At 59.2% G+C, this 14,953-nt stretch carries 13 protein-coding genes, 1 tRNA gene and 2 pseudogenes; 5 read left to right on the top strand and 11 right to left on the bottom strand.

Annotated elements, in window-relative coordinates:
* Positions 1-27: 27 nt before the first annotated feature.
* The 3 genes from P6U16_RS13370 to tesB form a co-directional block, all read right to left on the bottom strand.
* Positions 28-1,458, bottom strand: a complete 1,431-nt coding sequence (locus tag P6U16_RS13370; protein ID WP_277700975.1) for an ammonium transporter — start codon at positions 1,456-1,458, stop codon at positions 28-30.
* A 28-nt stretch (positions 1,459-1,486) separates the two neighbouring features.
* Positions 1,487-1,837, bottom strand: coding sequence for a P-II family nitrogen regulator (locus P6U16_RS13375; RefSeq protein ID WP_071831944.1), 351 nt, complete (start codon positions 1,835-1,837; stop codon positions 1,487-1,489).
* Between the two features lie 224 nt (positions 1,838-2,061).
* Positions 2,062-2,940 (bottom strand): acyl-CoA thioesterase II, encoded by an 879-nt coding sequence (gene tesB / locus P6U16_RS13380; RefSeq protein ID WP_277703845.1) that lies wholly within the window; start codon positions 2,938-2,940, stop codon positions 2,062-2,064.
* Between the two features lie 116 nt (positions 2,941-3,056).
* Between tesB and P6U16_RS13385 the strand changes: the two are divergent.
* Positions 3,057-4,270 (top strand): annotated as a pseudogene (locus tag P6U16_RS13385) (ubiquinone biosynthesis hydroxylase).
* A gap of 2 nt (positions 4,271-4,272) precedes the next feature.
* Here P6U16_RS13385 and P6U16_RS13390 read toward each other — a convergent pair.
* The 5 genes from P6U16_RS13390 to P6U16_RS13410 all read right to left on the bottom strand — a co-directional run bounded on the left by P6U16_RS13390 (position 4,273) and on the right by P6U16_RS13410 (position 7,393).
* On the bottom strand, positions 4,273-4,665 hold the full coding sequence (locus tag P6U16_RS13390; protein WP_277700976.1) for a hypothetical protein: 393 nt from the start codon (positions 4,663-4,665) through the stop codon (positions 4,273-4,275).
* Positions 4,666-4,753: 88 nt separating this feature from the next.
* Positions 4,754-4,942, bottom strand: coding sequence for a Trm112 family protein (locus tag P6U16_RS13395; protein ID WP_277700977.1), 189 nt, complete (start codon positions 4,940-4,942; stop codon positions 4,754-4,756).
* Positions 4,943-4,953: 11 nt separating this feature from the next.
* Positions 4,954-5,634, bottom strand: coding sequence for an LON peptidase substrate-binding domain-containing protein (locus P6U16_RS13400; protein ID WP_277700978.1), 681 nt, complete (start codon positions 5,632-5,634; stop codon positions 4,954-4,956).
* A gap of 145 nt (positions 5,635-5,779) precedes the next feature.
* Positions 5,780-6,763, bottom strand: coding sequence for a thioredoxin (trxA, locus tag P6U16_RS13405; RefSeq protein WP_277700979.1), 984 nt, complete (start codon positions 6,761-6,763; stop codon positions 5,780-5,782).
* 108 nt (positions 6,764-6,871) lie between these two features.
* Positions 6,872-7,393, bottom strand: a complete 522-nt coding sequence (locus P6U16_RS13410; protein ID WP_277700980.1) for a prolyl-tRNA synthetase associated domain-containing protein — start codon at positions 7,391-7,393, stop codon at positions 6,872-6,874.
* A 247-nt stretch (positions 7,394-7,640) separates the two neighbouring features.
* Between P6U16_RS13410 and P6U16_RS13415 the strand changes: the two genes are divergently transcribed.
* Positions 7,641-7,715, top strand: a tRNA-Gly gene (locus tag P6U16_RS13415).
* Positions 7,716-7,999: 284 nt separating this feature from the next.
* Positions 8,000-9,439, top strand: coding sequence for a methylamine utilization protein MauJ (gene mauJ, locus P6U16_RS13420; RefSeq protein WP_277700981.1), 1,440 nt, complete (start codon positions 8,000-8,002; stop codon positions 9,437-9,439).
* A 109-nt stretch (positions 9,440-9,548) separates the two neighbouring features.
* Here the strand turns inward: mauJ and P6U16_RS13425 are convergent, their stop codons facing one another.
* Positions 9,549-11,855: a hypothetical protein gene (locus P6U16_RS13425; RefSeq protein ID WP_277700982.1), complete on the bottom strand. Its 2,307-nt coding sequence runs from the start codon at positions 11,853-11,855 to the stop codon at positions 9,549-9,551.
* A 30-nt stretch (positions 11,856-11,885) separates the two neighbouring features.
* Positions 11,886-12,356 carry a hypothetical protein gene (locus P6U16_RS13430; protein WP_277700983.1) on the bottom strand — a complete coding sequence of 157 codons (471 nt, stop codon included), beginning with the start codon at positions 12,354-12,356 and terminating at the stop codon, positions 11,886-11,888.
* Positions 12,357-12,464: 108 nt separating this feature from the next.
* On the opposite strand from P6U16_RS13430, the gene P6U16_RS13435 reads away from it, so the two are divergent.
* Positions 12,465-12,701 carry a hypothetical protein gene (locus P6U16_RS13435; protein ID WP_277700984.1) on the top strand — a complete coding sequence of 79 codons (237 nt, stop codon included), beginning with the start codon at positions 12,465-12,467 and terminating at the stop codon, positions 12,699-12,701.
* 605 nt (positions 12,702-13,306) lie between these two features.
* A complete protein-coding gene (locus P6U16_RS13440; protein ID WP_277700985.1) occupies positions 13,307-14,104 on the top strand; it encodes a three-Cys-motif partner protein TcmP in 798 nt (265 codons plus the stop codon).
* Here P6U16_RS13440 and P6U16_RS13445 read toward each other — a convergent pair.
* Positions 14,101-14,848: pseudogene (locus P6U16_RS13445) on the bottom strand (DUF5131 family protein). The gene P6U16_RS13440 and the pseudogene P6U16_RS13445 overlap by 4 nt on opposite strands.
* Positions 14,849-14,953 lie beyond the last annotated feature (105 nt).

The following is a 14,953-nucleotide window of genomic DNA, read 5'->3' on the forward strand; positions in this document are numbered from 1 at the left end:
GCGGCCAAGGCCGCCGGACCGAACGGCTTAGGAGTGGTAAGCGGCTTCGCCGTGCGAGGACAGGTCGAGACCTTCGCGTTCCGCTTCGACCGGGACGCGCAGGCCGACGATGACGTCGACGATCTTGTAGAGGATTGCCGAGCCGATACCCGACCACAGCAGGGTGACGATAACACCCTTTGCCTGTGCCCAGACCTGTGTTGCCGTGCCGGCATATCCAGCTGCGAAGTCTGCCGTCGAGTAGTCCACGATGCCTGCGCCACCGAGAGCCGGGTTGACGAAGACGCCGGTGAGCAGCGCGCCGATGATGCCGCCGATGCAATGGACGCCGAAGACGTCTGCCGTGTCGTCATAGCCGAACTTGTTCTTCACCGTCGCGACGAAGAAGTAGCAGATCGGGGAGACGATCAGACCCATGACGATTGCGCCCATCGGACCGACGAAACCAGCTGCCGGCGTGATGACGACGAGGCCGGCGACGGCACCCGAAGCGGCGCCGAGCATCGAAGCCTTGCCGCGGGTGAAGGTTTCGAGGATCGACCAGGAGACGATCGCAGCAGCGGTTGCAACGAGCGTGTTGATCATGGCGAGGACGGCATAGGCGTTTGCTTCGAGGTTGGAGCCGGCATTGAAGCCGAACCAGCCGACCCAGAGAAGCGAGGCGCCGATCATCGTCATGGTCATGGAGTGCGGAGCCATCATGTCCTTGCCGAAGCCGGTGCGCTTGCCGACCATGATCGCGCCCACCAGACCGGCGATGCCGGCATTGATGTGAACGACCGTGCCGCCGGCGAAGTCGATTGCGCCGAAGCCGAAGATGAGGCCGGTCGGGCCGTCAAAGGCGCTCGGGCCACCCCAGAACCAGACCATGTGGGCCATCGGGAAGTAGATGAAGGTGAGCCACAGGATGGTGAAAAGGATCACGGCCGAGAACTTGATGCGTTCGGCGAAGGCGCCGATGATCAGGCCGGGGGTGATGGCGGCAAAGGTCATCTGGAAGATGACGAAAACCAGCTCCGGAATGGCAACGCCCTTCGTGAAGCTTTCTGCCACGGTCGTCACGTCGACGCCCGACAGGAAGGCCTTGGAGAAACCGCCGACGAAGCTGTTCAGCGAACCGCCATCGGTGAAAGCGAGCGAATAGCCATAGGCGACCCAGACGATCATCGCGACAGCGGCGATCATCAGAACCTGCATCAGGACGGAGAGCATGTTCTTGGTGCGCACGAGGCCGCCGTAGAACAGGGCGAGGCCCGGTACGGTCATCAGCAGCACGAGGATGGTGGACAGCATCATCCAGGTGGTGTCGCCCTTGTCGACGGTCATGGCAGGTGCTGCTGCGACGGCTTCGGCAGCAGCGGGTGCGGCTTCCTGCGCGAACGCGATAGCCGGGGCGAGGAAAGCTGCAGCAGCAGCGCCCAGGCGTCCGAGAGAGGTGGAAAGTTTAGTTGAGGACATAGAAAATAGCTCCCTGAACGGCCGTGACTTACAGCGCTTCTGAATCGGTTTCGCCGGTACGAATGCGAACGGCATGGTCAATCGAATAGACGAAGATCTTGCCGTCGCCGATCTGGCCGGTCTTGGCGGACGTGGCGATGGCCTCGACGGCCTTGTCGACGATCTCTGTCGGAACGGCGATCTCGATCTTGAGCTTCGGCAGGAAGCTCACCGCATATTCGGTACCGCGATAGATCTCCGTGTGTCCCTTCTGGCGCCCGTAGCCTTTGACTTCGGTCACCGTCAGGCCTTGGATGCCAACAGCGGTGAGGGCTTCGCGAACCTCATCGAGCTTGAACGGCTTGATAATGGCCATCACAATTTTCATCTGGTTTCCCATCCTTCGTGTTCATGTGCGGCTCGGCGGCCGTCTCCTCGCCGCCTGGCACTTTTCCCCGGCGACGTGCTATCCTATTCAAGGCGCGTGCCAGTTCGGAATGGGCGAAGTAACGTTATGAAAAGACACGGAAAAGTCATATTCTCGCGCGGCCCGTCGCGGGAATATTAAAAAATCGTCAATATTGCAGGCTAAAAATTAGGCAAATTCAAAAATTTGCATATTATTTATTCAGATGCCTTTTTCCGAATCAAACCTTCTTGTGCGACGGAGGCAATCAGCACGCCGGAGCGGTCAAAAAGGCTGCCGCGGGTCATGCCGCGTGCACCAAATGCGCTCGGGCTGTCCTGCGTGTAGAGCAGCCAGTCGTCCATGCGGCAGGGCCGGTGGAACCACATGGCATGGTCGAGACTTGCCACCTGCAGGTTGCGATCGAAGACGGAGGTGCCGTGCGCGTAGAGCGAGGTGTCGAGCAGCGTCATGTCGGAGATATAGGCAAGCACCGCCGCCTGGATATGGCGCTCGTCCGGCACGCTGCCGACCGCCTTGACCCAGACGTCCTGCGCCGGCTCCAGCTTGTCGCGGGAGAAATAATGCTTGAGCGAGACTGGTCGGATTTCGATCGGCCGCGGCCGCTCCCAATAGCGCCGGATGGCCTCCGGGGCGTTGATCAGGAATTTCTCCTTGATCTCCTGCTCGCCCAGAAGTTCTTCCGGCGGTGTCACCCGCGGCATGGCGATCTGGTGCTCGAAGCCGTCCTCGTCGAACTGGAATGATGCCGAAAGCGAAAAGATCGCCTTGCCATGCTGAACCGCGACAACCCGGCGCGTGGCAAAACTTGCGCCGTCGCGGATACGGTCGACGCTGTAGACGATGGGCACGGAGGGATCGCCGGGGCGCATGAAATAGGCGTGCAGCGAATGCACGAAGCGGCCTTCACCGACGGTGCGTTGGGCGGCGACCAGCGCCTGGCCGATGACCTGGCCGCCGAAGACGCGCTGCCAGCCGACCTGCGGGCTGCGGCCACGAAACAGGTCTTCCTCGAGCTTTTCGAGGTCCAGTGTTTCGAGCAGGACATCCATTGGTGCGGGCATCGGCGCGGGCATCGGGGCGGTGGCATCAGTGGGGCGCGACATTTTCGGCAGTCTCCGATGGTAGGAACACGAGCATTGATGATCTATATAGAGGACAGGAAATGCTCAAGAGCGATGGGAGAAGGCAGATGGTCGATGTGCTGATTGCGGGCGGCGGTTATGTCGGCCTATCGCTCGCCGTGTCGCTCAAAAAGCTGCGCCGCATCTGGATGTGATGGTCATCGATGGCGCGCCTGATGGCGTCTGGCAGAAGGACGAACGGGCTTCCGCGATCATCGCCGCCGCTTCGCAGATGCTCGACGTCATGGGCGTCTGGAGCGAGATCGAGCTGGAGGCCGAGCCGATCAAACGCATGATCGTTACCGATTCGAAGACGTCCGATCCGGTACGGCCGGTGTTCCTGACATTCGAGGACCAGGCGGTCGATGGACGTCCATTCGCGCATATGGTGCCGAATGTTGCGCTTGTCGGCGCGCTGCGAAAGGCTGCATCCGCACTTGGTGTGGCCATACGGCAGTCGACGGCGGCGCAGGGCTTCAAGAGCGGCGATCATGCTGTGGACGTGACACTGGCCAGCGGCGAGGCATTGCAGGCCCGCCTGCTGGTCGCCTGCGACGGCGTGCGCTCGAAGCTGCGGGACGCGGCCGGGATCAAGACGGTCGAATTCGATTATGGCCAGTCGGGAATCGTGACCACAGTGGAGCATGAGCGACCGCATGACGGAACGGCCGAAGAGCATTTCCTGCCTGCGGGCCCGTTTGCCACCCTGCCGCTGAAGAACAACCGTTCGTCGCTTGTCTGGACCGAGCGCACTGCAGATGCCGACCGGCTGGTGGCGGCCGACGATCTGGTGTTCGAGGACGAACTGGAGCGCCGCTTCGGCCATAAGCTCGGCGACCTTAAGGTGGTCGGCGGACGCCGGGCCTTTCCGCTCGGGCTGACGCTGGCGCGCGATTTCGTGGCACCGCGCTTTGCGCTTGCCGGCGACGCCGCGCACGGCATCCATCCGATCTCCGGCCAGGGGCTCAATCTCGGCTTCAAGGATGTCGCGGCTCTTGCCGAAACCATCGTCGAAGCGGACAGGCTCGGCCTTGATATCGGATCGCTGGCGGTTCTGGAGCGTTACCAGAGCTGGCGTCGCTTCGACACCTTCCGCATGGGGGTCACGACCGATGTGCTCAATCGGCTGTTTTCCAATGATATTACGCCGCTGCGGGTGATGCGCGATTTCGGGCTCGGCATCGTCGATCGCCTGCCGTCGCTGAAATCCTTCTTCATCCGCCAGGCATCCGGCCTTGCCGGCCAGACCGAGCCGCGCATGCTGTCCGGTCAGGCGATCTGATTTCAGAAGAAGGTCATGTTGTTCAGTCGATCGAGAAAAAGCGCCCAGAGCCATCCGGGTGCAGCGTCGACCAAACTTGTGAACCACTCCCAGCCGTTCGGAACGGACAGAATAATCGCCATCCCGCAAACGACCGTCCAGGTGCAGGAAATGCGCAGGTTCTTCAGGCTGAAGAACTCGTAGTATCCGTCGCTGTCATATTCCGTGCCGGCCACCATGTCCCAGAAGCCGTAATTGGCGCTCAACATATCGTCGATGGCGTGATTAGCCCAAAAGCGTCCCGGTGCCGCATTGAACCGGTCCGGGACGAAGTTGAAGGATGCGCGGAACACATGCGATGCGGTGCCAAGCACCATCAGCGTGAGAATAGCTGCAATGATGTGCCAGACGATCATGACTTCTCCCATGCGGCGAGACGTCAAATCCTAATGGAAAATCCTTGAACGATGATGAATCGAGAAGCATGAGGCTTCAAAAATAGCCTCAATCCTCGATCTTGCGGGCCTCGGAGATCAGCATGATCGGTATGCCGTCGCGGATCGGGTAGGCAAGGCGCGCCTTTTCCGAAACCAGTTCATTGTCCGCCGCGCGATAGCTGAGGCGCCCCTTGGTCAGCGGGCACACCAGAAGTTCGAGCAGCTTGGGATCGACCTTGCTGGTCTTGGCGTCCATTCTTGGGTGTCCTACTGCAGCCGGGTTTCGAAATCGCCGAAACTGCGGGCCAGCACGATCTCGGTAATCGCAATCAGTGTTTCGGCCCGCGTCTTCAGATCCGGTGCTTCCAGCAGCGCCTGCTTTTCGGCCGGGCCATAGGGCGACATCATCGCCATGGAATTAACCAGCGTCGTGTTGCTGGCGCGCCCGACACTTTCCCAGTCGGCTTCCAGCTTGTTGGCATCCAGATAGGCTTTGAAGGCAGCCAGAAGCGCTTCCCGATCGACCTGAGCCTCTTCGTCGGGTGTCGTCAGGTCCGCGGCAAACGGCGCGATGCGGAAGGAGCGATACCCTTTTGTCACATGCGCCTCTTCAAACAGGCGGAACCGACAGATACCGGTCAGCGAGACGATGTAGCGGCCATCCTCGATCTCGGTGAACGAGGTGATGCGGCCGACGCAGCCGATCTGGCAGAGCGCGACGAGCGAACCTTGCGGGCTCTCCACATGGCCTTCGCTGAAGGATGGTTGAACCATGCCGATCAGCCGGTTGCCGGCAAGCGCGTCATCGAACATGGCGAGATAGCGCGGTTCGAAAATATTCAGCGGCAGTTGCGCCCCGGGCAGCAGCAGGACGCCGGTCAGCGGCATGACCGGCAGGATGTCTGGCAGGTCCTGGGGCTTGAGGTAGCGCGCATTGCCCACTTGCATATTGGTTACTTTCCCCTCGCTTCAAGGCTTCCGGCATTTGGCCTTGTCTGGCCATTGCTCTCAACAGAGATGGTGCGCCATACCGAAATCTCAAGAGAGCGGATAACCCGCTTAAAAGAAGAGTTCCTCAGGAGAAAAGGCCCGCTCAGGAGAAGAGGATGGAAGAAAGCTTGCGCCGGGCCGCGAGCGTTGCCGGGTCCATTGGCCCCCAGACCTCGAAGAACTGCAGCAGTTCGCGCCGCGCACCATCATCCTGGAAGGTCCGGTCGCGCTTCATCACCATCAGCAGATGATCGGCCGCGGCCTGACGATCGCCTTCGACGTTTCGGATCTTGGCAAGCTTGATGCGCGCCTCGTGATCATCAGCATTGAGCGCCAGTTGCTGTTCGAGCGCGACAGGATCGCCGAGCTTGCGGGCTTCCTCGATCTGGCCGAGTTTCTTCAGGACAGCCACAATAGCCGCGTCCTTGGCGGTTTCTTCGGGAAGGTCGCTGAGAATTTCGCGCGCCTGCTCTATATCGCCCGCCTGGATCATGCACTCGGCAAGGCCGGCGATTGCTGCGGCATTTTCCGGATCGGCCTGCAGCACGGCGCCATAGAGGCCGGCGGCATTTTCAAGGTCGCCTGAAGCGAGGAAGGCCTTGGCATCGACAAGGGCGGCCTCGATCTGCGCCTTTTGGTCATCGACAACCGGCCCGGCGATTTTTTCGATGAATTGTTTGATCTGGCTTTCCGGAACCGCACCCATGAAACCATCGACCGGGCGTCCGCCGGAAAAGGCGACGACGGCCGGGATCGACTGGATGCCGAGCTGGCCGGCGATCGACGGATGGTCGTCGATGTTCATCTTCGCCAGCTTGACGCGACCGCCAGCCTCGGTGACGACCTTTTCGATAACCGGCGTCAGCTGTTTGCAAGGGCCGCACCAGGGTGCCCAGAAATCGACCAGAATAGGCTGTTCGCGCGAGGCTTCGATAACGTCGCGCGCAAAGGTCGCCGTCGTCGTATCCTTGATCAGGTCTGTTACGGGTGCCTTGGTGGCCGCCTGTGCCGGGGTGGCACCGTAGCTCGCCGTCGCCGTCATCTGGCTGCCATAGGCGCCTGCATAGGGATTGTCGCTGCCGCTCATCGTATCTCCTCGCGGACAATCGCGTCCGCCCGTCCTGTCTTCGCTGGGCTATGCCAGACCGCCGGATTTGTCCAAAGGATTGCCCGGCGTCGTCCCAAAGATCGTATGTCAGGCCGTCACTTTCAAGACAAGCGGTTCATGTCCGGTCGCCTCGATAAAGCGCAGCAGATCCCTGGACGCAATGGACGTGGTCGCGTCGTTCGTCAGCGGATGGCAGTTGATGATCTCGTCCCGCATCAGATCGGCGTCGATGATGATCTTCACGTTTCGGCCCGTATCGTTGAAGACGCCGAAGGCGGTGACGGCGCCGGGAATGACGCCCAGATATTCCATCAGCTTTTCCGGGCGCCCGAAGGAAACCTTGCTCGCCGCGCCGATGACCGTGTGCACGGTCTTCAGGTCTACCGTCGCATGCTCCTCGACGGTCAGCAGGAAATAATTGTCCTTCTTGTCCTTCACGAAGAGGTTTTTGGTATGCCCGCCCGGAATCTCATCCCTCAGAGCCACCGATTCGGCGACCGTGAAGACCGGCGCGTGACGCTTGGTCGTGTGGGGAATGCCAAGTCCGTCGAGAAACTGGAATAATTCGTCCTGCGTCTTCGGCTGCACAGCTGCTGGCGTGTCGTTCATGGCGATTCCTTATCCTTCGAAATATGCTTTTTCCTTACGGCTAAGGGCAGACAAGCGCAATATTCACGGCTGCACGCGCGGCAAAACGCCTTGTTTTCAGGGGCTTGCGACATTCTCAGCAAAATTTCTTCGATCCCGCGTCATTTCCCTGTTGCATTTGGAAAATGGCTGGGCCATATAGCGCCCGTCGCCGCAAGTTAGCGGGGACGCCACGGTCCACCGACTACCCCCGGACCGAGGCTGATGAGCGGGTGTAGCTCAGGGGTAGAGCACAACCTTGCCAAGGTTGGGGTCGAGCGTTCGAATCGCTTCACCCGCTCCATTTTTTCTCAGTAATATCAGATAGATACCGACAAATGCGAGTTCTCATCGCTGCAAGCTTTGCGGAGCGGGTAGCTCTGGGGCAGCACGCTTTTTTAGCTTAAATGGCGAGAAGTTTTACTCGGAAAATGCTCCGAGCGCGGCCATTGACCGTTTCATGGAGACTATAAGGGCCGCAGCCTTTCGTGCGGATCGCCGATCGAGTTATGCGCGATCCCTTACGTCGCCTAGCGCTACGGTTTGGCCTTCTGGCGTCAGCCGTTCGTACGGTATATCTAATCGGGGATGTATGCCCGTCATCTCTCCGATATTTTGCACCGTGCGCTCGCCCTGCCGGAAACGTTTGATAACACCCTCAAGCGTTTCGAAAAGTTGCGAGGATATAATCTAATACCGCGTGGACGTGGAAAAGCAGCAGTTAGGCTCACGGACACCGAGATCGCAAGCTCGGTCTTGGGGTTTGTCCCAACCTTGCCTGGATGGGCCGGACATGTATCGCTCTGCCTTGGCGGCTTGGTTGCAGTCGGCGGACCAAGGGCTTCCTTCCAGCAAACCAAAACTCTGTTGGAAACCGTTGCCGCCGTGATTGCGAGCGATGAGGCGTGCCAGTCGATCGTCAGCATTTCACTCTCCATTGCACGCGAACAGAACGGCGACGAGTACTACGCTAAGGCAATTTTTGACGCTGACGGCGCGCGCCAGACAGTTTCCTACGTCTCCGAAATGGCGCTAATGCTACAGAGAGAAGCCGCGGAAAAGGGCTACGACCACGAAAAGATTCATGCGCCTTCCGCGCGGCAGCTCGTGCTGGCTAGCCAGTTTTTTGTGCGCCTTCGGGGAGAAATCGTTTTGTCCCGAGAACTCAATCTGCCGCTGAAGACTGATTGGCAGGAATATGAAACCGAGGAAGAACGCGACGCTTTTCATCTCAGATTAGGCGCACGTCCCAACTCCCGCTTCTTAAATCTGAGGGTTGACGCTCAAGTCACGTGGCCGAGCGAGCCGACACGTGTGCATTTCGCCGGGCATCACTTCGTGATGTTTCCCAGGACCAAAGACAATTCCACGTCAATTAGTATCGATCTGGCTAATGAGCGCCTCGCGATAGAAGATGCAAAGACACTATTAAATCGCTTCCTCACTCTATTGAGCTGGTGCGACGACAGCCCCGCTATGCTTGAAGACGGGTGGTCGGGTAATCCAATACCGGTCCCTGTCCGGCGTAACGAGAGCGCGTTCTCCACAGCCGCACAATGGATATTCTCGCGATCTATTCCCGCCGATCCAGAACTACTTCAGCGCCTCGCGTATTACCGCGAGGGGCTTAACGCCCGCCAGGCGGGACTTGTGGCTTTCGCAGTGATAAGCTTTTACAAGGTATTCGAAAACAGAACGGCATCAGCGAAGGGGCAGCCCAACCTGACAAAGCTCTGGCTGAGAGATGTTTTCTCAACGGTCGCTACGTCCCTCAGCCCCGATATCATCAAGCGATTCGATGCTGATCGCAATGGGAAAGATGTTGAGAAATATGTGTTCGATAACTGCCGGGTCGCGACAGCCCATGCGTCAGCGTCTTTCCCTTCTGACGCGGACGCGTCCCCCGAAATCCGTCGGCTTTATTCGGCGGCGGAGGTGATCCATGCACTCGCTCGCCACTTTATTCAAACTGAATACAGGCTTTCCGACCTATATTACTCGGATGAACTGGCGAATGTCGATGAGTAGCCCTCGGAGGGCGCCTTCGCGCGCTGATCCCTGTTGCTGCTGTGAGAGAGCCGGCGAGCGGGTAAATGGCCGCCTCTAGGGAGTCTTACCGCGACCGACATTCTTTTAATCATTCGTTTTCGACAGCTCCGGACTGTGCGGCACTGCGCTGAAAGGCTTCCCGGTAAGCCACGCCTGGCCGCCGGTTCATTGCCGATCGTATCATCTCGACGGAGTTGGGTTCGGTAAACAAGTCGGCCAGCTGACGCATGTTGTTGCGTTGGGTCGCTTGCGTCATCGCGTTGCCGATATTTGTGCCGAAGCTCGAAATGGTCTTTGCGCCGGTCCGGAAAGGTGTTGCCAACATCGAACCGGTTCCCAAATCGCTCTGCAGTGTGCTGTTGAAAGCGGTGGCGCTGCCGATCGGCTTTCGCCGGCCGGTGGCCTGCAGCACGTCCAGGAGCTCGGGCATCGTCGTGGCCGCGCGCTGATCGGGCAGGGCGGACATTGCCGCGTCCAGCGTCTGGCGGCGGGGCACGTTGCCGGCAATGTCCTTGTGGAATTTTGCGCCGACAAATTCGTTCGCGCCTTCCTGCGTTTCTGTGGCCGCGCGGTGGAACCGATCGGCCAGGTTCTGCCGGATAAGCCCCGTCGTCGTAGCGGGGTCCTGGTCAATCAAACGAGTAATTGCGTCGATCGTCTCGTCGCGTGATCCCGTGAGCGGGTTCAGGGGCAACAGTGCATTGCCTGCGCCAGCTGTGTCCGTCGCACTAGCGACCCGCCCAACAGGCCCTTGCTGAAGCGGCTCCAAGATGTCGCGGCGCATTCGTGCTTGCTGCTGCAATGCTGCGTCGTAATCGGCCGATCCGCCGCGGGCTGGGTCGCGGGCGATGTCTCGCGCGTTCGCCGCACCGGACGTGTTGCGCGCACCAGCCTCGGGACCGTAGAGCGGGTTAGCCCTATTTGCGAGTGCTTCGCCGCGTGAAAACATATCCTTCGTTACCGCGTCGACGACGCCAATCGCGTTGTCGGGCAGCGCGGCATAATCCGGCGCCAATTCAGGATTGGCACGCAAACGGGCCAGCGCGGTCTGAAAACGTGGATCGCTGTTGATCTCAATAAACCGGGCGTCGGGAATGGTCTGCGTCGCAGCGGCATCGTAAAGCGGCCGTGTGGTCGCGTTGATGCGTTGTCGGGCCCGATCGATGACACCCTCGGCGGCCGTAACCGCACGAGGCCCGAGCAAGGACGGGTTGTCGCTCTGCGCGGCGATCAGGTTCAAGACCTCGTCGACAGCGTTGTGAACTTGGCCAGGGCGTGCGCTGAAGAACGGGGCGGTTCTCGCACGGCCGTCGGCAGATCCTTCGACGACGCGCTGCAGGTTGGGGAGGGCGGTCCCTCCATTGGTAGCCTGTGTGATCGCCTCCGGACCAGTCAGCGTGACGCCGCGTCCATTGTTCTGCAGCTGGACGGCACGTTCCCAATCGATGGCTTCGGGATCGCCGACAGCTCGCCGGATAACCGCTTCCGGCGTGCTGGCGGACCGGGCAGCGGCCACGCCTGCATTCCCCATCACTGCGCCGGCAATACGGGCCGCCGGCTCGTAGGCCGTGCCCTCGGTCATCTGTCCAGCCGCTTCTGAGGCAAGGCCTGGAACGGCTGCGTTGCGCGTGACGTTAAACAGGCCCTCGCTGATTTTCCGCCCGAGCGTAGGCATGGCCCGCGCCGCCCGCGTCGGAAATCCACCAGGCGCAACGAATTCGCCGACGGTCTCGGCGTACTCACCCGCTGTCGTCTTCGGTGCATACAGATTGTCATCCATGACGCCGCGAATGGCGTCCTGGCCGCTGTTGATCGCCGTTCCGGTCGGGTCGTATTTCGCCATGTTGGCGCGGGCCTCGGCCGCACGACCGATCGGGCGCTGTTCCGCGCCGACGGCCGAGCGAATGAGGCCTTCGCCCTTATCGACGAGATAGTCCAGGCCGCTTTCAATCATTCGCTTGCCCGTCATCGGCAACATGGCCAGTTCCGCAGCCCCGCGCACGACGCCAGACGCGCCGCTGTAGAGCATATCAGTCGCTGTCGATGGCGCGTCGGAGTTTGGTGTCGCGACGTTCAACGCGTCCCGCTTGGCCAACGTCTGTTCCTTGGCAACGCGTGAAATCACTTCAGGGGGCGTGTTAGCGGGAAACGTCAAAATCGTTCCGTCAAACAGCTTCGCGTGAAGTTTTCCGTCAGGCTGCACGACGCCGGTGGTCTGTCCACTAATTGCAGTCTCGGCAGCGGCGCGACGCATGCGTGCCCGAGCTAACGCCAGCGCTTTTTGTTGCTCTGGATTGAATTGGCGCGCTGTTTCGCCTTCGGTTCCGACCTTCTCCGCTTGGCTGCGTGCCCTTGCTCGCGCTATGGCTGCTTCCTGTTCGGGTGTCCACGCCATCGGTTAAATCCTTCTGTCTGGCGGCTTTCATCAACCTGCGATGCGCTGGAGCTGATTGACCGCCTGTCGAATTCGGGCGTGCTTTCGCTCATTGATGCGGTCTTGTAGATCGGCGTTGTCGATGCAGTTGCAGAGGATGCGCAAATGGTCGCGCATATCGTGGCAGACATCGGCCGAACGCACAGAGCGTTGCGTCTCAGGTTCGGTCCAGACGACAATCAGCCCCGCGACCGCTCGCATTCCAATATTCAAAATTTCGCGGTCGAAGGTGGCAGGCAACCGGGCCGCGGCTGTTGCGTGAGCGAGGATGGCAGCGTCAAGCATGCGCCGGCCAACGTTTCCGTCGATCTGATGCGTCAACGCCACCCGTCGGAACGTGCTTAAGGCAAGGCCCATTTCGAAGCTGAGACTGATTTCGGATACGTTTGCTATCTTGCAGAACTGAAAAATCAGACGTTCCGCCTCGTCTGTGATCTGGTCAATACTCATGCTGCGGGGCATTCGACGATCCTGTTGCAATTGATACGGCTAACGGTAGTCTGCCGTTTTCCGCCGAAATAGTCGCGAAACCGTGATTTCTGCATAATCTGCAAACTAGGAGGTGGCTCCATGCTTCCCATTGACCTTGTGCGCGTGAGGGCAAGCGCTTCCGCTCGGGTCTTGGCTCGGGCGATCGATGAAGGCCGCGATGCCGATCAAGTGGCGGCGCTGTTGTCGATCGTGCTGGAAGACGTCGAAATTCTTTCGTCTGCAGAGGTCGGGTTTCCGGAGGTCGTTTCGGCCGAGTTGCGCCCTACCAACATCGTATCGCTTGCGGATCATCGCCGCCTGCTACGTCGCACCTGACTTGACTCCTGCGTGTACCCTGTCACGTTGCTCCCATAGGGCGTGGGGACGTCCTGCAGGGGAAATGATGAAAAGTCGAATTGTGGGGCTGGCGTTCGCGCTCGGCATATCTAGCGTTTTGTCTGGCTGTTCGACAACACAAGCTCAGTTTCAGAAGAACCCTGAAGGGGTCAGCAAGGCCGCGCTTTGTAGGACATTCTTGGAAACGACAGATCAGCAATTTATGTATGATCTGACTGTCGAACTGGCTAAGCGCCGCATCGATCCGCAAGAGTGCGTTTTGATGGTCCAGCAACAAAACCAGGCCGCCGCTGCACTTTTCGCTGTCGCCCTCGTGGGAACGGCGGTCGCCGTGTGCGCGAACAACAATTGTAACGGTCCATCCTACCCGTCTTATCGAGGCAACTGCCAATACGATTGGCAAACGGATGCCGCGGGCAACCGTTGCGGGCGCCGGAGCGCCTGGTCGAGACCGGGCGGTTAGTGATTGACTATGCCATGTTGGAGGCGGCGGATATTATCCGGACCACTAAGATCGCACTGGACGGAAATATTGAAATTTTAAAGGGAAATTGATGGGAAACCTCGTCCAAGGCGATGACGGCATGCTGGCTGAAGAAGTCGGGAGCTGGGCAAAGCAAAAACACGAATACCTGGTGCGATATCTGGACATTTCCCGTGGCGTCCGGAAGAACTTCGTTGGACCCGATAAAGGGGGAACGACCTATATTGATCTCTTCTGCGGACCGGGACGGGCAGTTGTTCGCAAATCAGGCGAGTTCATTGATGGCAGTTGCGTCGCAGCGTGGAAGAAAAGCGTCGAAGGAGGCGCCCCATTCTCGAAAGTCCACATTGCGGACTCCGATGAAGAGCGGTTGCATCTGGCAGAGAAGCGGCTACGAGCCCTTGGCGCTCCGGTCGTGACACACTTGGGTCGTGCGACCGATACAGTGAAGGTGATCGTCAAACAGGTGAACGCTTACGGACTGCACTTCGCATTCGTGGATCCATTTAATCTAGGAGCCTTCGACTTTGCGATAGTGAATGAACTGGCGCGACTGAAAAGGATCGACATGCTAGTTCACGTAAGCAAAATGGACCTTCAACGTAATTTGGGAATGAATATTCGCGATCAACAAACCGCTTTCAACAGCTTTGCACCCGGCTGGAAGGAAGGCATTGATCTGACACAGGCGCAATCAAAAATCCGCCGTCACGTATTCGAGTATTGGCGCGGTCTGGTGTCGAAGTCCGGTATCGCAACGTCGGACCATGTCGATATGAAGCTGATCACCGGCAGTAAAAATCAGCCCCTTTATTGGCTCCTTTTGGCCGCCAAACATGAACTCGCCCATAGATTTTGGAAGACCGCGTCGGTCAGCGATCAACCAAGCTTCCTTTAGGCTGCCGCGGGCATTTCGTCCCACGTTCGGCCTCGATACGCGCGCCCCGCGGCCTTCTTGTTTTTTCCGCCCCACTGTTTGAAGAAGAATGCGGCACCCGCATCGGTGCACTGGTCGAATATTTCGTCGATCCAAGCCGGGTCCATGTGACGAGCGCCAGGACCGGACTCCCGCCCACGATCGCCCATTGGATGCCGTCGAGCTTACCACCATAGACGGAGCCGATCAGGGGCTCGTACGAGACGAACCTGATCGCTGCCGGCACTTGGCGAAGCTCATCAAGGCGGTAGAGTACGCGGCCATCCTCCACGCTCGTTCCGAGCCAGACGTTCGGGAGCACCGTAAAACCATCCCCCTGAGAATTTGGGCCATTCGATCGGGGCGCTTTGTCAATATCTGATAGGTGTGCCGGCGTGTACCGGCCATTGCATTCCAAACCTTGCGAATGAAATCCGTCGGCACGTCAGGGTGGAACAAATCCGACATTGAGTTGACGAATACGTTACGCGGCTTTTTCCACGAAGCCGGAACCGTCAACGCCTTCTCGTCCAGAGTGATCGCGCCGGTCCACTTTGCCCGGCCGCCCGTCTTGCGCGTTAGGCCTACGTATTTTTCAACGCCCATTGCTTCCAGTCGCGCCGCCATCCGCATCGCGTAGCAGTTCGTGCAGCCAGCGCTCATGATTGAGCACCCTGCAACGGGGTTCCAAGTCGCATCAGTCCATTCGATAGACGTGTCTGCCATCATAAGCCTCTGAAAACTATCGAAAACCTCAAGGTCGGACCTAATTATACTCCGTAAAGTGGTTAATTTATGAAGAAAATCAGCGGGTTAAGCGAGATGGTCTTG

The sequence above is a fragment of the Rhizobium sp. 32-5/1 genome (genome assembly GCF_029537235.1).
In the GTDB taxonomy this organism is placed as follows: domain Bacteria; phylum Pseudomonadota; class Alphaproteobacteria; order Rhizobiales; family Rhizobiaceae; genus Pararhizobium.